The following is a 15,447-nucleotide window of genomic DNA, read 5'->3' as shown; positions in this document are numbered from 1 at the left end:
ACGAAGTATTGTTGTGTGTGCACATAGCGTTACAAACGGCTAAAACCCCGCCATATGTATCTCAGCGCACAGTAGAGTAGCCAAGGTGTTGTGCACGGCAACAGGAATTTTTATTGCCTGTTGTTAATGGCTGTGGGTCAGACTACAATCGGGAAATTCACTCTGTCAGTGTCATTTTGCGGAATTTGTTCATATGTCTTTTTTGTCCTCTGCCTCGCCCAAGTTAGCACCGTGGAAAGTCCTGTTGGTCGACGACGAACCGGATATTCATGACATCACCAAACTGACGCTGAGCCGCTTCCGCCTCGACGGCCGCGCGCTGAGCTTCGTACACGCCTACAGCGGCGCCGAAGCCAAGGAAGTGCTGGCGCGCGAAACCGATGTCGCGCTGGTGTTCCTCGACGTGGTCATGGAAAAGGAAGACAGCGGCCTGGAAGTGGCGCGCTGGATGCGTGAAGACCTGGACAACCAGTTCACCCGCATCGTGCTGCGCACCGGCCAGCCCGGCCAGGCGCCGGAAGAACGCGTGATCGTCAACTACGACATCAACGACTACAAGGAAAAGACGGAGCTGGACCGCACCAAGCTGTTCACCACCACCTTTGCCGCGCTGCGCGCCTACCGCGACATCATGAAGGTGGAAGAAGCCCACCGCGCCCAAGTGAATTACCGCGAAGGCCTGGAGCGCGTGATTGCCGCCTCCTCGCATATTTTCCGCCAGCGCAACCTGAAGGATTTCGCCAACGGCCTGCTGCAACAGGTCGTGGCGCTGCTGCGCCTGGAACACAGCATGCTGCTACGCCTGCGCGGCGCCACCGCCATCACCGGCGAGAACGATTACGAAATCCTGGCCAAGATCGGCGACGAGGACGGCACGCTGATGTCGCCCGAAGTGCTGGCGCAGATCGACGCCGCCAAGAGCAACAAGATTTCGCGCGTGGAAGGCGACACCTACATCGGCTACTTCCCCAACAACAGCGGCAAGGCGTCGCTGCTGGTGCTCAAGGGCGTGGAAGAGATTTCGGAAATCGACACCAAGCTGCTGGAAGTATTCTGCTCCGGCGTCGCCATCGCCTTCGACAACATCCTGCTGAACCAGGAAATCACCGACACCCAGGCCGAGCTGATCATGCGTCTCGGCGACGTGGTCGAATCGCGCTCCAACGAAGCGGGCAACCACGTGCGTCGCATGTCGGAAGTGTGCCACCTGCTGGCCCTGGAAGCCGGGCTGCCGGAAGACGAAGTGGCCGTGCTGCGCCATGCCGCGCCGATGCACGACATCGGCAAGATCGCCACGCCGGACGCCGTGCTGCTGAAACCGGGCAAGCTCGACGCCGCCGAATGGGAAATCATGAAGCAGCACCCGGCGGTCGGTTTGTCGATCCTGGACGGCTCGCAGCGCCCGATCCTGAAAGCGGCCGCCGTCATCGCCCACCAGCACCACGAGAAGTTCGACGGCAGCGGCTATCCGCAAGGTTTGAAGGGCGAAGACATCCACCTGTACGCGCGCATCGTCGCCGTGGCCGACGTGTTCGACGCGCTGATGCACAAGCGCTGCTACAAGGAAGCGTGGCCGATCGAGAAGGTCATCGAGCATCTGCGCGAAGTCGCCGGTCATCACCTCGATCCGAAGTATGTCGACCTGCTGGTCAAGAACATCGACAAGGCGCTGGCCATCAACGAGCGCCTGCCCGACTAAGCGAATAAGCATATTAGCAATTGTTCGTAGGGACTGGATTTCCTTGCCCGTAAGATCGTGGTCTGCCTCCCCAGACCACGCAAGGAAATCACGATGCACCAACACCTTCTTCCACCGCTGTTCCTGTTGACCGCGCTGCCCGCTGCGCTGGCACAAGCGCAGGAAGCGCCAGCCGGCGGCGACACCGCCGCCATCGACCAGGTCACCGTGGTCGGCTCGCGCGCCCGCAACCGCACCGTGTTCGATTCCGCCGTGCCGATCGACCGCTTCGGCGCGCGCGAGGTGGAAAACGCCCTGTCCAGCGGCGAGGTAGGCGCGGCGCTGCAGGCGCTGGCGCCATCGATCAATTTCCCGCGCATTGAATCCAGCGGCGCTTCCGACTCGGTGCGCGGCGTGCAGCTGCGCGGCCTGGCGCCGGACCAGGTGCTGGTGCTGATCAACGGCAAGCGCCGCCACGCCAGCGCGGTGCTCGATACCGAAAGCAGCTTTGCCGGCACGGTGCCGGTCGACATCAACGCGATTCCGCCGGGCGCCATCGACCACATCGAGATCCTGCGCGACGGCGCCGGCGCGCAATACGGCAGCGACGCCGTGGCCGGCGTCATCAACATCGTGCTCAAGCAGCAGCGCAGCGGCGGCTCGGCCTCGGTCAGCTACGGCGCCAACCACACCGACTTCAAGCCGACCGACGAGAAGAAGACCGACGGCCAGACCAGGATCGTCAACGCCGACTACGGCGTGCCGCTGGGCGACGCCGGCTTCCTGCGCTTCGGCGCCGAGAGCCGCAGCCGCAATCCGACCCAGCGCGCCGGCTTCAGCGACGCCGGCTGGACGTCCTGGAACACCACGCCGGCCGATCAGGCGCTGGACGGCAAGGTGGTGTTCAAGTCGGGCGATTCGCAATCGCTGAACAACTATTTGTTCTACAACGCCATGCTGCCGATCGCCGACGGCGTGGACGCCTACTCGTTCGCCACCGCCAACAAGCGCAAGTCGGACGGCAGCGCCTACTTCCGCTACCCGGGCGATCCGTCCAACGTGGAAGCGGTCTATCCGCAAGGCTACCGCCCGGTCACGCATGGCGATGCCAGCGACCTCAGCGTGGTGGCCGGCGTGCGCATCGCCAGCGCCGACTGGAACTGGGACATCAGCGCGCGCCACGGCAGCAACATCTTCCACTACGACGTCAACAACTCGCTCAACGCCTCGCTGGGCGCGCAAAGCCCGACCAGCTTCCACCTGGCCACCTTCGACTACCGCCAGGACGCGCTGAACGCCGACGTCACGCGCGAGCTGGACTTCGGCGTGCCGGTCAACCTGGCGGTCGGCGCCGAGTACATCCGCGAAACCTATACCAGCTCGCCGGGCGATGCGGCCTCCTACGCGGCCGGTGCGTTCACCGACGCGCCGCCGGGCGCACAGGCCGGCCCCGGCCTGCGTCCGCAGGACGCGTTCGACGGCAGCCGCAACGTGCGCTCGCTGTACGCCGACATCGAAAGCGACCTGACCAGACAGTTGCTGGTGGGCCTGGCCGCGCGCTACTCGGACTACAGCGACTTCGGCAACGCCAGCACCGGCAAGCTGTCGGCGCGCTACAAGTTCACCGACAACTTCCTGCTGCGCGGCTCGCTGTCGAACAGCTTCCGCGCGCCGGCGCTGGTGCAGACCGGCTTCCGCTTCTCCACGCTCAACTTCAACAGCGACGGCACCGGCCTGCAGACGGCGTCGCTGCTGCCGGCCAGCGATCCGCTGGCGCGCGCTTTCGGCGCTCGGAATCTGAAGCCGGAGAAGTCGACCAACCTATCGCTGGGCCTGGCGTGGAAGCCGGCGCGCAACACCAGCTTCACGCTGGACGGCTATCGCATCAAGATCAAGGACCGCATCATCCGCACCAGCGACTTGCAAAGCGACGCCGCCACCGCCTACCTGGCCGGCATCGGCCGCCGCGACATCCAGTCGGTGGCCTACCTGGCCAACCTGCTGGACACCACCACCACCGGCCTCGACGCGGTGCTGAACCACGACCTGAACTTCGCCGGCGGCAAGCTGGACCTGAACGCCGCGCTCAACCTGAACAAGACGCGCATCGACACCGTGCACCAAAGCTCGGCCGCGCTGTCGCTGATCGATCCCGACCTGACGGTGCTGACCAACGAGAGCCTGTTCCGCATCCGCAATGCCTCGCCAAAGAACAAGCTGGTGTTGAGCGCCGACTGGCAGGCGGCGCAATGGAGCCTGCTGGCGCGCGCCACGCGCTTCGGCGCGCTGAAGGACTTCTCGTATGACGACGAGGCGCCGCTGGAAGACGGCGTGCACGTGCAGCGCTTTGGCGCCGTCTGGACATTGGACCTGGAGGCCCAATACAAGCTGACCAGGCAGCTGACGCTGACAGCGGGCGCCGACAACGTCCTCGACCGCTATCCGCAGCGCGTGCGCGAAACCAACAACGCCACCTATGGCGGCGCCCTGCCCTACAACTTTATCAACCCGATCGGCGTGAATGGTGCATATTTCTATGCACGTGCACGTTACACCTTCTAAGGACACCATGAAAAAACTGCTTACCGCCCTCTGCCTCAGTGTAGCGCTGACCGCCCCGGCCTTCGCCCAGCATGCGCTGGTGCTGCAAACCGACTTCGGCACCTCCGACGGCGCCGTCTCGGCCATGCGCGGCGTGGCCTACGGCGTCGATCCGAAACTGACGGTGGCCGACCTGACCCACAACATCCCGGACTACGACATCTGGGTGGGCGGCTACCGCCTGTTCCAGACCGCCAACTACTGGCCGGAAGGCACGGTGTTTGTGTCGGTGATCGATCCGGGCGTGGGCACGTCGCGCAAGTCGGTGGTGCTGAAGACCAAGGGCGGCCGCTACTTCGTCGGCCCGGACAACGGCCAGTTCACGCTGATCGCCGAGCGCGACGGCGTGGCCGAGCTGCGCGAGATCGATGAAAAGGTCAATCGCCTGGCCGGCTCCGGCGAGTCCTACACCTTCCACGGCCGCGACGTGTACGCCTACGTCGGCGCGCGCCTGGCGTCCGGCGCCATCACCTACGAACAGGTGGGTCCGGCGCTGCCGAGCGAGTCGGTGGTCAAGATCGCGTACCAGCACGCGGTGCGCAGCGGCGACACCATCCGCGGCATCATCCCGGTGCTGGACGTCAAATACGGCAACGTCTGGACCAACATTCCGAAGTCGCTGTTTGATGAACTGAAGATCGGCCTGCACGACCAGGTGCAGGTGCGCATCCTGCACAAGGGCAAGGAGGTCAACAAAGTGGTGGCGCCGTTCGAGCACACCTTCGGCGGCGTCGCCAAAGGCAAGCCGCTGGTCTACCTGAACAGTCTGCTGGATGTGGCGGTGGCGATCAGCCAGGGCAACTACGCCGCCAAGTACAAGATCGACTCGGGCGTGGACTGGGAGGTCGAGATCGCCAAAAAGTAACGATGGCGACAGTGGTGAACGGATTTCCGGGGTTTTGACTCCCCCAGAAGTCTGGTTCGCACCTGTGGAGGATCAACAGTCCGATGTTTCCTTGCTAGCATCATCACTCCCTGCCACAAAAAGGAAACATCATGCACGCCACCCGCTTCAGCCTCGCCGTCACCGCCCTGGCCGCCGCCCTGACCCTCCCGACCGCCTTCGCGGCGGATGCCAAACCGACCGTGGTGCTGGTACACGGCGCCTTCGCCGATTCATCGAGCTGGGATGGCGTTGCCGCCAAGCTGGAAAAAGACGGCTACACCGTCATCGGCGCCGCCAACCATCTGCGCAGCGTCAAGACCGACGCCGCCTCGGTCGCTTCGGTGCTGAAAAGCGTCAGCGGTCCCGTGGTGCTGGTTGGCCACTCCTACGGCGGCTCGGTGATCAGCGCCGCCGCCAGCGGCGCCAGCAACGTCAAGGCGCTGGTCTACGTGGCCGCGTTCGCGCCGGATGCCGGCGAAACCGCTGTCGGCCTATCCGGCAAATTCCCGGGCAGCACCCTGGGCCCGGCGCTGGCGCCGCCGGTCGCGCTGGCCGATGGCGGCAAGGACCTGTATATCCAGCAGGCCAAATTCCACGGCCAGTTCGCCGCCGACGTGCCGGAAGCCAAAGCGCGCCTGATGGCGGTCGGCCAGCGTCCGATCACCGACGCGGCGCTGAACGAAGCCTCGCCGGCGCCGGCCTGGAAAACCATTCCATCGTGGTTCATCTACGGCAAGGCCGACAAAAACATTCCGGCTGCCTCGCAAGACTTTATGGCCAAACGGGCCAATTCGAAAAAGACGATCGTGATTGACGGCGCCTCGCACGTGGTGATGGTCTCGCACCCGGCCGAAGTGGCCAAGCTGATCGAAGAAGCCGCCGCCGCCAAATAAGCGCCAGGCGGAGCCGCGTACAGCGCAGTCAAAGCAAGCGGCACCCGAAAAACCCGCACACCGCTGCGGCCAGGGTCTGACCCCGCATGGGGTCAGACCCTTTCGTTCGGGGTACTTAAGAGAGCGGAGGAAGCATTTTCCCGGCTTAGCGCTGTCCTCCCCCGCCCATCAGCCTCAGCCGTGATGTTCCTGCTTCCTGACCTGCTTCTCCAGCATGGCGCGCAGCGCTTTCAGCGACTGGGAAACCGCCTCCACCTGCTTCGCGTCTTCCTCGCCCTGCGCATCGTAGGAGGAAGAAGGCACTTGTACCGCATCCGCATCGGCGGACGCCTGCTGCGCGGCATACGCGTTGCGGCCTTCCGCATAGGCATCGGTGGTCTCCGTGGCCGGCGCCTCGGTCCCCGCATCCGGCACCGAGGTCGACGCGGCCGTATCCGACACACTGCTTCCGGAAGGCGTCTTCAAAATATCGGCCGCCTGCTTCAACTGGCTGGCCAGCTGCTTCAGCTGTTGTAGCACCGCCTTGGCATCCTTGCCACCGAACAGCATCAGCATCCGGCGCAGGGATTCGATCTGCTCCTTGATCTCCTTCACCCGTTGCCGCGCCAGCGCCTTCTGATCCAGGTCCGCACGCCGCGACAAGCCATCGATGGCTGCCGCGTTCTTCTTCGCACGATCGAGCTGCTTCTGCAGCAGATCCTGGAAGGCATCGCTCTTGACATCAAATGTCGATGAAAAACTGAAGGTGGATATGGGAAGCATGGCAGGTCTCACGAATGGCTGTTCAAGTTACAAAGGCGACAAGAACAGCCGTTTCGTTAAACCGCATTCACCGCGCTACCTATCCACCAACCGGCAGCCACCGCACCTTTCAGTCTGTTTTGGTCGAGGAAACAGGCAATGGGTTATCCTTGCTTTCTCGGCTCCAGGTCTCAGCAAGAATCGAATAGCGCTTCCAATCAAACAAAATGATCAGGTTTGTTTATTCCCCGCCCGGTCACCGCCCCTTGGGGCGCGGTGCGTGACTCGTAGGTGCTCCAGACATTTATCGAGGCGCCAAATTGCCGTATGCTCCGCCCCACTTCGACCTCGTAAAACCCGTCATTGAACGCGCTAGCAGATTGCCGGTGGTACTCCTCGATGCTCATGGCGGTAACGCTGGCGGAACCGTCGGCATCGCGCTTGGGTTAGTTTGCTTATCGCCTTTCCTCGATAACGGCCCCCGCTGAATCAAAGAAATATATCTCATCATTATCACCAAGCAACTTTGCATTCAGCGATTTGGCAATTGAGACTAACTTTTTGATGAAAAGCTCATCAGGATTTTTGGTGTAGATTTCACCACAATTGCTCCACCAAAGCGGCCATGATTCTGAACCGATTACAACAATCCAGTTCTCATTTCCAGCATTTTCCGGATCGGGCTGAATATCGATATCGCTATTGGCGTAGCTAATCCACTCATCTATTGAGATCGATGGTCCATCCTCATCCGACCAGAATTCTTTGCGTGTTATATGGAAATCGTAGCCCATGCGCGCCTTTCGATACACTTAAACTTTCACTATAGTTGAGCTAACCCATAAACGTATAAACCACAATTCCGGATGCCGGCACAACAAGTACCGTTCCGTTTTTGTACCGTCGATAGAAAGATCCTGCTCTACGCAGAGCAGCGTAAATGACGCTATGCAGCTCAGCTCTTATCCATGTGCAACCAAGGGATGCGGCCCAGTCACTTTCTGAAATCAATTCAACGGTATAGGGTGTTTCCTGCCAAACACCGGATCTACCCCTTGTGTTCACATTTGAAACGTCGGCGACACCATCATTCAACGCCGTTATACCGGCAACACTGAGCTTTTCTTTCGCCTTGGCCGTCAGCTCAAATATCGCCGCGCCACAGCCACCACGCACATCCCACGTGATTCCCGAGTCGACCAGTTTCGCCACCTCCACTTCAGGCGGTATGTGTTGCCGGTATGAGTCGTTTCTCCAGCAGGTATAGGAGTCGAAAAGCAAATAGGCAGGCCACAAGATTGCCGCAACCACCACTAAACAGATTAGCGGCTTCCGGATTGGGTTGTCGATGTCATCCAAGTTCTTTTCCTGGTCCAAGGTCCGCTCCTGGCCGGTTGGCGTCACGGGTCAGCGAGTCTCATCGTGTGAGCGTTTCAGGCCAACCGGTCGGCCAGGAACTAAAGCCCTGTTCAGATCGATAGGTTTCGTCATTTTATTGATAGAGGAATACGCCCAAAACCGCAATGGAGGCTAGCGCTACGAGTCCTAGGAGATGTATCGCAACAATTTCAAAATAAATTTGCATTGCCAGGCCTCTCTCGGCTCTGATTTCCCAAAATTCCTTAAGCGTTCTCGGGCGCACACGGCCAAAAGATAAAGCTCTAATTGTGAAGCGCCCCAAACTATAGAAGAGGACATCGCCGACTAAATGGAGTGCGGCCTCGGCAATCAATAGCATCGTTACTCCTTCCATAGCGTCCGACAGCTAATGGCCGGTCTTCGATTCCAGGCCGACGAGCGGACTTGCCTTGGTTCATTCTTGCGTAGCAGATTTGGGCATTCGCGTTTCCTTGGACATTGGTGCTGCTGGCGACGTTTGCCGGGTGATCTCTGCACGCGCCTCTTGGTCCCTCATTAACGCCTCGCCATCCGCGCGACGTTGTTCAGCCTCTGCAGCCGCTCTTGCTTCCCGCATCTGTCGTGCGTTTTTGGCCGCAGTCCCGCTAAAAATGCCGTCTTCCGGGATGCCGACTATTCGACCATCCAGCAACTCAAAACGAATTGAGCCGCTTGTTGTCCCGTTATAAAGCTGCTGCGGCTCATTACTGTGCTGCCATTCAATTGACGTTTTACTCTGACCAGTCGGCGGAATGCCAATGATAGAAATCGCTTGCGCGACCGTCATTCCATTCTTGACCTCATTTGCTCGGCCCTGTGCACGCTGGTAGCTCCCAACGGAGCAACCAGCAAGAACTGACGCCATGCAGAGAATGATGAGTAGTTTTTTCATGTTTGTTTACAAATAGCCAGCCACTGATCCGACGTGCCTTGCTTCAATGGTATTTCCTGAGGGTCTGCAAACGCATTGATGGCCAAGCTAAATAGTGCGGCACATTACGTGTCATATTCGCCGCTGTCCCAGGGTTCAAAGAAAGCCATATAGTTCCCAGGCTGAACCTCCACGGCCCAGACATCATCATCGTCATCGGGTTCGCGAAGCACCAGACCAAACGTTGTATCAAAGCGATCAACTGAAAATGGCGCTATTTCTATTCGCTCAAAGGAAACATCACCGAGTTCTTTCAGACGTTGTTCGTACAGACTCTTGCGCGCTTCGTGGTCCAATGAGGCTCGCGGACCAAGGCTATCGATCTTTGCTTCGATCAGGACGCCTTGCTGGTCAAAGAGATACAACGCAACGAATTCGCCCCCGATCCTTCCAGCGATGGCCGGTTCGAATGGCAATGTAAGAAAGAACTGGTGCCCAGCGGGTGTCCGACCAATGTGTTCCGCATGGTAGTCATCGTGGTCAATTGCGACCAGTTTGGGAGGGCTACTGTTCATGCCAAGCTAACCAAGACGCCAGCGCCAAATAGGAAATGAACACGATAGCGGCAAACAGTGCATCCATTTGATCCAGGTGGCGATACCGATACCAGTGGCCGGCAAGAATAATTCCCGCACCAGGTGCTGCCTTCCAGACATGCTGGCGTATCACCGCAAGAGGACTATTTTTGTCAGCCATGCGCTTTTTCCGATTGCGTTCAATGCTGATGATCGAACTCAGCCAAGGTGCATAGCGTAGCACCTTGCCTAATGGGAATGTTCACACTTTGTCACGTAAGCTACTTACGTTTGACCTTGGGAAAGCGCAGCTTGTAGTGCAACCCCATGCCTGGCGCGCTGACCACCTTGACGGTGCCGCCCAGCGCGCCGGTCACCAGGTTGTACAGGATGTGCGCGCCAAGGCCGCTGCCGCCGGAGCCGCGTTTGGTGGTGAAGAAGGGATCGAACAGCTGCCCCAGCGTGGCGCTGTCCATGCCGATGCCGTCGTCGCTGTATTCGAATTCGACGTTTTCGCCTTCGACCTTGCCGGTGATTTTGATCTTGCCTGGCTGCCCTTCCTCGAAACCGTGCACCAGCGAGTTGACCACCATGTTGGTGACGATCTGCGAGATCGCGCCGGGGAAGCTGGCCATGTTGATCTGCTCGTCGCAATCGATCTCGATCTGGATCGGCTTGCCCTTCAGCTTGGGCTGCAGCGACAGCAGCACTTCGTCCAGGTATTTGCGCAGGTTGAAGCTGCGGATATCGTCCGACGACTGGTCCACCGCCACCTGCTTGAAGCTGCGCACCAGCGCCGCCGCCCGCTGCGTGTTGGTGGTCATGATCTTCAGCGACTGGTCGATGATCTCGAAGAACTGGTTCAGGCCGTCCTCATCCAGCGCGCCGTTGGCCAGGTCTTCGCGCGTCAGCTTCAGCTCTTCCACCAGGTGGCTGGTGGCGGTGACGCAGATGCCCAATGGCGTGTTGATTTCGTGCGCCACGCCGGCCACCAGCCGGCCCAGCGAGGCCAGCTTCTCCTGCCGCACCAGTTCGCCCTGCGCGTCCTTCAGCGACGTCAGCGCGCTTTCCAGCGCGGCGTTCTGCTGCTCCAGCGTGTCCTTGGCGTGACGGATCTGGCGGTCGGCCTGCATGCGGGCGATCGCCACCGCGACATGGCTGGCCATGAAGGCCAGGATGTCCAGATCGGCCTGGCTGTACTGCACCTGCTGGTCGTAGCTCTGGACGATGATGACGCCATACGCCTGGTCGCCCAGCAGCATCGGCGCCCCCATCCAGCTGGAGATTTCGACGTTGCCCAGCGGGTGTTCCATCTCGCCGCTGTCGATCAGCGCCTGAAAGCCCACGCGGTCCAGCAGCATCGCCTGCTTGCGCTGCAAGATGTACGAGGACATGCCAACGCCGTAGTCGAAGCGCTTGACCGGCGCGTGCTCGTCCTTCTCGTCGACAAAATACGGGATGCTGATTTCCTGCGTGTCCGGGTGATACAGCGCCATCAGGAAATTCTTGGCCGGCACCAGCTTGCTGATGATTTCGTGCAGCTCGTGGTTGAGGCGGTTGCCGCCGGTGGTGGTGGCCGACAGGTTGGCCAGCTCGTACAGCGCGCGCTGGATGTTTTCCGCGCGGCTGCGCTCGGCCACTTCGTGCTGCAGTTGCACCGTGCGTTCCTGCACCGCGCGTTCCAGCCGGTCCATGCTCTGCAGGCCCTGCAGCGCGCTCGACACGTGGTGCGAGATCAGCTGGAACAGCGCCTGGTCTTCCTCGCTGAAGGTGTGTTCCTTGTCGTAGCTCTGGATCACCACCGCCCCCAGCACCTGGTGATTCTGGTCCAGCAGCGGGCTGCCCATCCAGTGTTCGGCGATGGTGCCGATGCCGAAGCCGGCGTTGTCCTCGCGCTTGGAGACGTGCTCGGCCGCCGTCATGACGATCGCCTCGCGGCTCAGGATCACCGCCGCCGTCGGCGATTCGCCCGGCACCAGTTCAAACAGTTCCTCGCGGCTGGGCGGTTCGTCGACCTCGTCGACAAAGTAGACGAAGCGCACCATGTTGGCCGGCCGTTCGTGGTCGCTGAGCGCGACGAAGAAGTTGGCCGCGTACATGATGCGGCCCAGCGCCGCATGCACGGCCTGAAGGAATTCGCTGATGTCGGTGCAGCTGCTAGATTTCTGCCCGATTTCGAGCAGCACGGTTTGAACGGCTTCCAGCCGGGTAAGGCGACTTTCCATCAGTTTTCCTATGTTGGGCACATGCACATAGGAAATACTAGCAGGACTGCCTGCGCCGGGCCAGCGCCATCGGGACGATTACGGCTTTTTATAGCCGTTTTCGATCCACGCCGATGCGCTGGCAACGCTGAGCTTGAAGGTTGGCGCCACGCGCACGCGCGCCAGTTCCTCGCCGTACTGGTCGAAGGCGGTCAGCGTGGCGTAAGGATCGTCTTCGTCCGGCGTAATGTCCAGGCAGACTTTGAGCTGGCCGTCATCGGTGCTGACGAACACGTTCTTGTGCAGCTGCGCGTGCAGTTGCTGCTCGTGGCGGCGGATCACTTCGTTGGCGGTCTTGACCAGCGTATTGAAGGCGTTGACGTCCAGCGGCTTGGGATTTTTCTTGTCGCGGCCCATGGTCCACGGACCGACCAGCGCCGGTTCCGGCTCGCCATCCTTGATCATGGCCACCGCCCAGCCGTCGTCGTCATCGTTGTTGATCACGCGCGCGGTCCAGCCGTTGCCTTGCCACAAGCGGTCTTCTTGCACCGGGGCATCGTCGTCGGAATCGGGGAAGTCTGTACTCATGGTGTTTGGGCGAAAAAGAGACGGGGCTGAATGATAAGCGCCGCGCCGCGTAACAACAATAGGCATACCGCAATCGCCCCGGCCGGACACAGATTTCGGTGAAAAGTCACACTTACCGACGAAACGTTCTAAATCTCAATTGGTATTGCAAAGACGCCATTACTATTATTAATTTTGAATCACAGAGTTCCTATAATTAATAAAAAACGGGAGAACGTTCATGCGTATCGCCAAATTCCTGCTGGGCCTTGGCCTGGCCGGCGCAACCGCCGGCGCCAGCGCCACCGTGATCTACACCGCCACCACCGGGCAGAACTCGATGCAATCCGTCACCGCCACCGTCAATTTCGACTCCGGGCTGTTGCCGACCGGCTTTGCCACCTACGACAACATCAATGCGCTGATCCCGCATCCCGGCAACTCGGGCTACGCCGCCCAGCCGCCGGGCGATCCGACCGGCTTCTTCTCGGTGGGCGCCACCCACGGCCAGCCGTCGTCCTCCAGCGTGAGCTTTGCCGGCTACGGCGTCAGCTATTTTGGTTTCTACATGGGCTCGCCTGACGAGTACAACATCGTCACGCTGTACAGCGGCGCCACGCCGGTGCTGAGCGTCAACGGCACGCAGATGGCCGCCGCCGCCGGCCATGCCAGCGACGGCAACCAGAGCGTCGGCTTCTACATGAACTTCTTCTCCGACACCGCCATCACCAAGGTGACGTTCTCCGCCAACCAGGACGCCTTCGAGTCCGACAACCACTCCTACATCGCCGTCGTGCCGGAGCCGGCCAGCTACGCCCTGCTGCTGGCCGGCCTGGGCCTGGTGGGCGCCATGGCGCGCCGCAGTCGCCGCTGATAGTATGAGCGTCTCTGCTATGGCAATCGAATGACGCCAGCTTGGCGCTCCAGGACGCTCATCATTATTACGCTCCCTACCACATCAAGTACTCGCGCCTCATTCCTGGCGGATTGCTTGTCGTGGCGATCATCCATCACCACAATAATTTGGAGTCCTTTGTATTGGTCAACAGCACGAATATCCAGCAACTTTTTTGCGGCAGAACTGACTGAGGCATGGCGAGGATTTACTGCCAGCACTGCGCCGTCATCCAGGCTAAAGTGCAGCTTGTAGACGTGTCCCGATATCCCCTTGTATTCAGGGCTGTCGCTAATGACAGACTTGGGTTTCCACGCGCGCAAACATACTTCAACCTCGTCCAGGAAAAGCGACAGGTCCGTGGATACCCCCACCTGCTCCGATTCCCATTTCGACAGGCCTAGCATCGCAGAAACGTAATTGGCAAAGGCGGCCGGTGCGCCTTCCTCCGTAGACCAGATTTCCAATTCACCCGAATCATTTAAAGTGACATGATGGGGTTCCGCGATATTTTTAACGAATTTCGTCTTCCTATGGTCGTCCAGTGAAACGCCGCGCCTTAACAAATGCAGCAATCCGCCCCCGTCATCGAAAAAACGAATTTGCGGACCAAGCTTTTCTATGAAAACAGGCAGTTCGTCGCCATCCGGGTATCTGAAGGGTGTATCCACCATGGCAATGAGACCATCATCCGTCAGCGGATGACAAGCAAAGCCTAAAATTTCTGACATTCGATTGCAGATCATCTCTCGCCCCTGAGCTCAAAATGCTCCGGATAAACCGGCCCAACCGAAAACACAACATTCGTCGCGTTAGAAAAATATTCCAATATATCTTCAAACTGCCATTGCGCCCACTCTGGGGCGCCAGTCAGCCGAAGCTTACCAATGTGCTCATGTGAAAGGTCATGCCGGTTTTTGATCCGCTTTCTACACTGCCTGATGTCTAACTGATACACCCGCTCAAGACTGTAGGGTGTGCGCTTAAAGACACTGAACACATAGTTCACCATACCGGTTTTATAGCTTCGACGGAAGAACAATTTGACCTGCATCATAGTGCCAACACCATCTTCGTCGGTCAGGCCAGCTGAGATCGTAAAAGTACCGGGCTGTATTTTTTCCGGAATCCAATCACCATCCATCTCGCAAAATGTCCGCCTGCTTAACAACCCTCGTGCTTCTGATTCGGGAATGTCGTTCATGAGCACACGTGAGCAGAAAACAGACAATGCCACTGCAGACTCAAGTCTGCAGTGGCAGCTTATTGATAGTGGTGAACAGCCTCAGCAGGTCATGCAGGGCGCCCGCTCGGTGATCGGCGGTTTCAGCGGCGTGACGCGCGGGTCGATGGCCGGCTCCGGCATCTGGTAGGTGAACGGCGTAATGATGATCGGCGGTATTGTGGGCGGCGCCGAGGGCGGGCCTTTCGGGCCGCCGCCAGTCAGGCGCTGGGCGCTGCGCTGGCGCCGGTTACACATGCGGGTCGAGGGAATCGATTGCCCCTCGCTCATTGCTAGCCAAGCCATGTTGATGCCCTCCATATGCAAGTGAGAGAGTATCAGTGTAGACCAACATATCTTTAAATCAAGGTCTAATCCGCCCGCCGCACGGTTCGTCGTCGCTGCCTCGCGTTCCATCCCGCAAATCCGGCGGTCCGTCGCAATCCGATGGCCGATGACGGCGCGCATCGCTACAGTTCAACCATGCCAAACGGCATCGAACAACATCAAAAGAGGTAACGCCATGAACACCAACGCTAAAAAACTGATCTTCGCCGCCGTGATCTTCCTGCTGGCAATTGCCGCCTGCCAATCGATCTTTGGCGACGGCATGCATGTGAACATCGACGGCGATGAATTCGACGGCCCTGTGGGCGCGGTCATGAGTGTCTTCTTCGGCGGCGCCGGCATCCTGCTCGCCGGCCTGATCATGACCTGCGTGGCGGTCTTTCTGTGCCTGCTGTTTGCCGGCCTCGGCATCCTGGCGGTGGCCGGTGTGGCGCTGGCGGCGGTGATCGTGATGGCCTGCGTCTCGCCCCTGCTGCTGCCGCTGCTGATCCCGATCGGCCTGTACTGGATCTTCGTCAGCCGACCACGCAAGCAACGCCTGCAAGCGACCCTGCAACAGCCTGTGTAA

18 protein-coding genes are annotated in these 15,447 nt (G+C 59.8%); 6 read left to right on the top strand and 12 right to left on the bottom strand.

Annotated features, from left to right (window positions below):
- The first annotated feature begins 193 nt into the window (after window positions 1-193).
- From GJ695_RS22815 to GJ695_RS22800, 4 genes are all read left to right on the top strand, one after another.
- Complete coding sequence (locus GJ695_RS22815) at window positions 194-1,699, top strand: DUF3369 domain-containing protein (protein WP_154368837.1); 1,506 nt, start codon at window positions 194-196, stop codon at window positions 1,697-1,699.
- A 93-nt stretch (window positions 1,700-1,792) separates the two neighbouring features.
- On the top strand, window positions 1,793-4,240 hold the full coding sequence (locus GJ695_RS22810; RefSeq protein WP_154368835.1) for a TonB-dependent receptor plug domain-containing protein: 2,448 nt from the start codon (window positions 1,793-1,795) through the stop codon (window positions 4,238-4,240).
- Window positions 4,241-4,247: 7 nt separating this feature from the next.
- A complete protein-coding gene (locus tag GJ695_RS22805; protein WP_154368834.1) occupies window positions 4,248-5,144 on the top strand; it encodes an SAM hydrolase/SAM-dependent halogenase family protein in 897 nt (298 codons plus the stop codon).
- A 131-nt stretch (window positions 5,145-5,275) separates the two neighbouring features.
- Window positions 5,276-6,058, top strand: a complete 783-nt coding sequence (locus tag GJ695_RS22800) for an alpha/beta fold hydrolase (protein ID WP_154368832.1) — start codon at window positions 5,276-5,278, stop codon at window positions 6,056-6,058.
- A gap of 174 nt (window positions 6,059-6,232) precedes the next feature.
- Here the strand turns inward: GJ695_RS22800 and GJ695_RS22795 are convergent, their stop codons facing one another.
- The 9 genes from GJ695_RS22795 to GJ695_RS22760 all read right to left on the bottom strand — a co-directional run bounded on the left by GJ695_RS22795 (window position 6,233) and on the right by GJ695_RS22760 (window position 12,435).
- Window positions 6,233-6,820 (bottom strand): hypothetical protein, encoded by a 588-nt coding sequence (locus GJ695_RS22795; protein ID WP_154368830.1) that lies wholly within the window; start codon window positions 6,818-6,820, stop codon window positions 6,233-6,235.
- 434 nt (window positions 6,821-7,254) lie between these two features.
- On the bottom strand, window positions 7,255-7,593 hold the full coding sequence (locus GJ695_RS22790; RefSeq protein WP_154368828.1) for a hypothetical protein: 339 nt from the start codon (window positions 7,591-7,593) through the stop codon (window positions 7,255-7,257).
- A gap of 40 nt (window positions 7,594-7,633) precedes the next feature.
- The gene (locus GJ695_RS22785; protein WP_154368825.1) at window positions 7,634-8,158 is read right to left on the bottom strand and encodes a hypothetical protein; all 525 of its coding nucleotides are present in this window, start codon (window positions 8,156-8,158) and stop codon (window positions 7,634-7,636) included.
- 133 nt (window positions 8,159-8,291) lie between these two features.
- Window positions 8,292-8,537 (bottom strand): hypothetical protein, encoded by a 246-nt coding sequence (locus GJ695_RS29705; protein ID WP_154387906.1) that lies wholly within the window; start codon window positions 8,535-8,537, stop codon window positions 8,292-8,294.
- 75 nt (window positions 8,538-8,612) lie between these two features.
- Window positions 8,613-9,089: a hypothetical protein gene (locus GJ695_RS22780; protein ID WP_154368824.1), complete on the bottom strand. Its 477-nt coding sequence runs from the start codon at window positions 9,087-9,089 to the stop codon at window positions 8,613-8,615.
- Window positions 9,090-9,193: 104 nt separating this feature from the next.
- On the bottom strand, window positions 9,194-9,643 hold the full coding sequence (locus GJ695_RS22775) for a hypothetical protein (protein WP_154368821.1): 450 nt from the start codon (window positions 9,641-9,643) through the stop codon (window positions 9,194-9,196).
- Window positions 9,633-9,824, bottom strand: a complete 192-nt coding sequence (locus GJ695_RS22770) for a hypothetical protein (protein WP_154368819.1) — start codon at window positions 9,822-9,824, stop codon at window positions 9,633-9,635. Before GJ695_RS22770 ends, GJ695_RS22775 begins: the two co-directional genes overlap by 11 nt.
- Before the next feature lie 100 nt (window positions 9,825-9,924).
- Window positions 9,925-11,868 (bottom strand): GAF domain-containing sensor histidine kinase, encoded by a 1,944-nt coding sequence (locus GJ695_RS22765; RefSeq protein ID WP_154368817.1) that lies wholly within the window; start codon window positions 11,866-11,868, stop codon window positions 9,925-9,927.
- 78 nt (window positions 11,869-11,946) lie between these two features.
- Complete coding sequence (locus GJ695_RS22760; protein WP_154368816.1) at window positions 11,947-12,435, bottom strand: hypothetical protein; 489 nt, start codon at window positions 12,433-12,435, stop codon at window positions 11,947-11,949.
- A 220-nt stretch (window positions 12,436-12,655) separates the two neighbouring features.
- Here GJ695_RS22760 and GJ695_RS22755 point away from each other — a divergent pair, with 220 nt between their 5' ends.
- Window positions 12,656-13,288, top strand: a complete 633-nt coding sequence (locus GJ695_RS22755; RefSeq protein WP_154368814.1) for an Npun_F0296 family exosortase-dependent surface protein — start codon at window positions 12,656-12,658, stop codon at window positions 13,286-13,288.
- A 17-nt stretch (window positions 13,289-13,305) separates the two neighbouring features.
- On the opposite strand, the gene GJ695_RS22750 is transcribed toward GJ695_RS22755, so the two are convergent.
- The 3 genes from GJ695_RS22750 to GJ695_RS22740 all read right to left on the bottom strand — a co-directional run bounded on the left by GJ695_RS22750 (window position 13,306) and on the right by GJ695_RS22740 (window position 14,837).
- Window positions 13,306-14,055, bottom strand: coding sequence for a DUF1828 domain-containing protein (locus GJ695_RS22750; protein WP_154368812.1), 750 nt, complete (start codon window positions 14,053-14,055; stop codon window positions 13,306-13,308).
- Window positions 14,052-14,513 (bottom strand): hypothetical protein, encoded by a 462-nt coding sequence (locus tag GJ695_RS22745; protein ID WP_154368810.1) that lies wholly within the window; start codon window positions 14,511-14,513, stop codon window positions 14,052-14,054. Before GJ695_RS22745 ends, GJ695_RS22750 begins: the two co-directional genes overlap by 4 nt.
- An 81-nt stretch (window positions 14,514-14,594) precedes the next feature.
- Window positions 14,595-14,837, bottom strand: coding sequence for a hypothetical protein (locus GJ695_RS22740; RefSeq protein ID WP_154368808.1), 243 nt, complete (start codon window positions 14,835-14,837; stop codon window positions 14,595-14,597).
- Window positions 14,838-15,054: 217 nt separating this feature from the next.
- On the opposite strand from GJ695_RS22740, the gene GJ695_RS22735 reads away from it, so the two are divergent.
- The gene (locus GJ695_RS22735; protein ID WP_154368807.1) at window positions 15,055-15,447 is read left to right on the top strand and encodes a hypothetical protein; all 393 of its coding nucleotides are present in this window, start codon (window positions 15,055-15,057) and stop codon (window positions 15,445-15,447) included.

The sequence above is a fragment of the Duganella alba genome, assembly GCF_009674495.1.
Classification (GTDB): domain Bacteria; phylum Pseudomonadota; class Gammaproteobacteria; order Burkholderiales; family Burkholderiaceae_D; genus Rugamonas; species Rugamonas alba.
The sequence above is the reverse complement of the archived record's forward strand: the minus strand, read 5'-3'. Positions and strand labels throughout refer to the sequence as shown.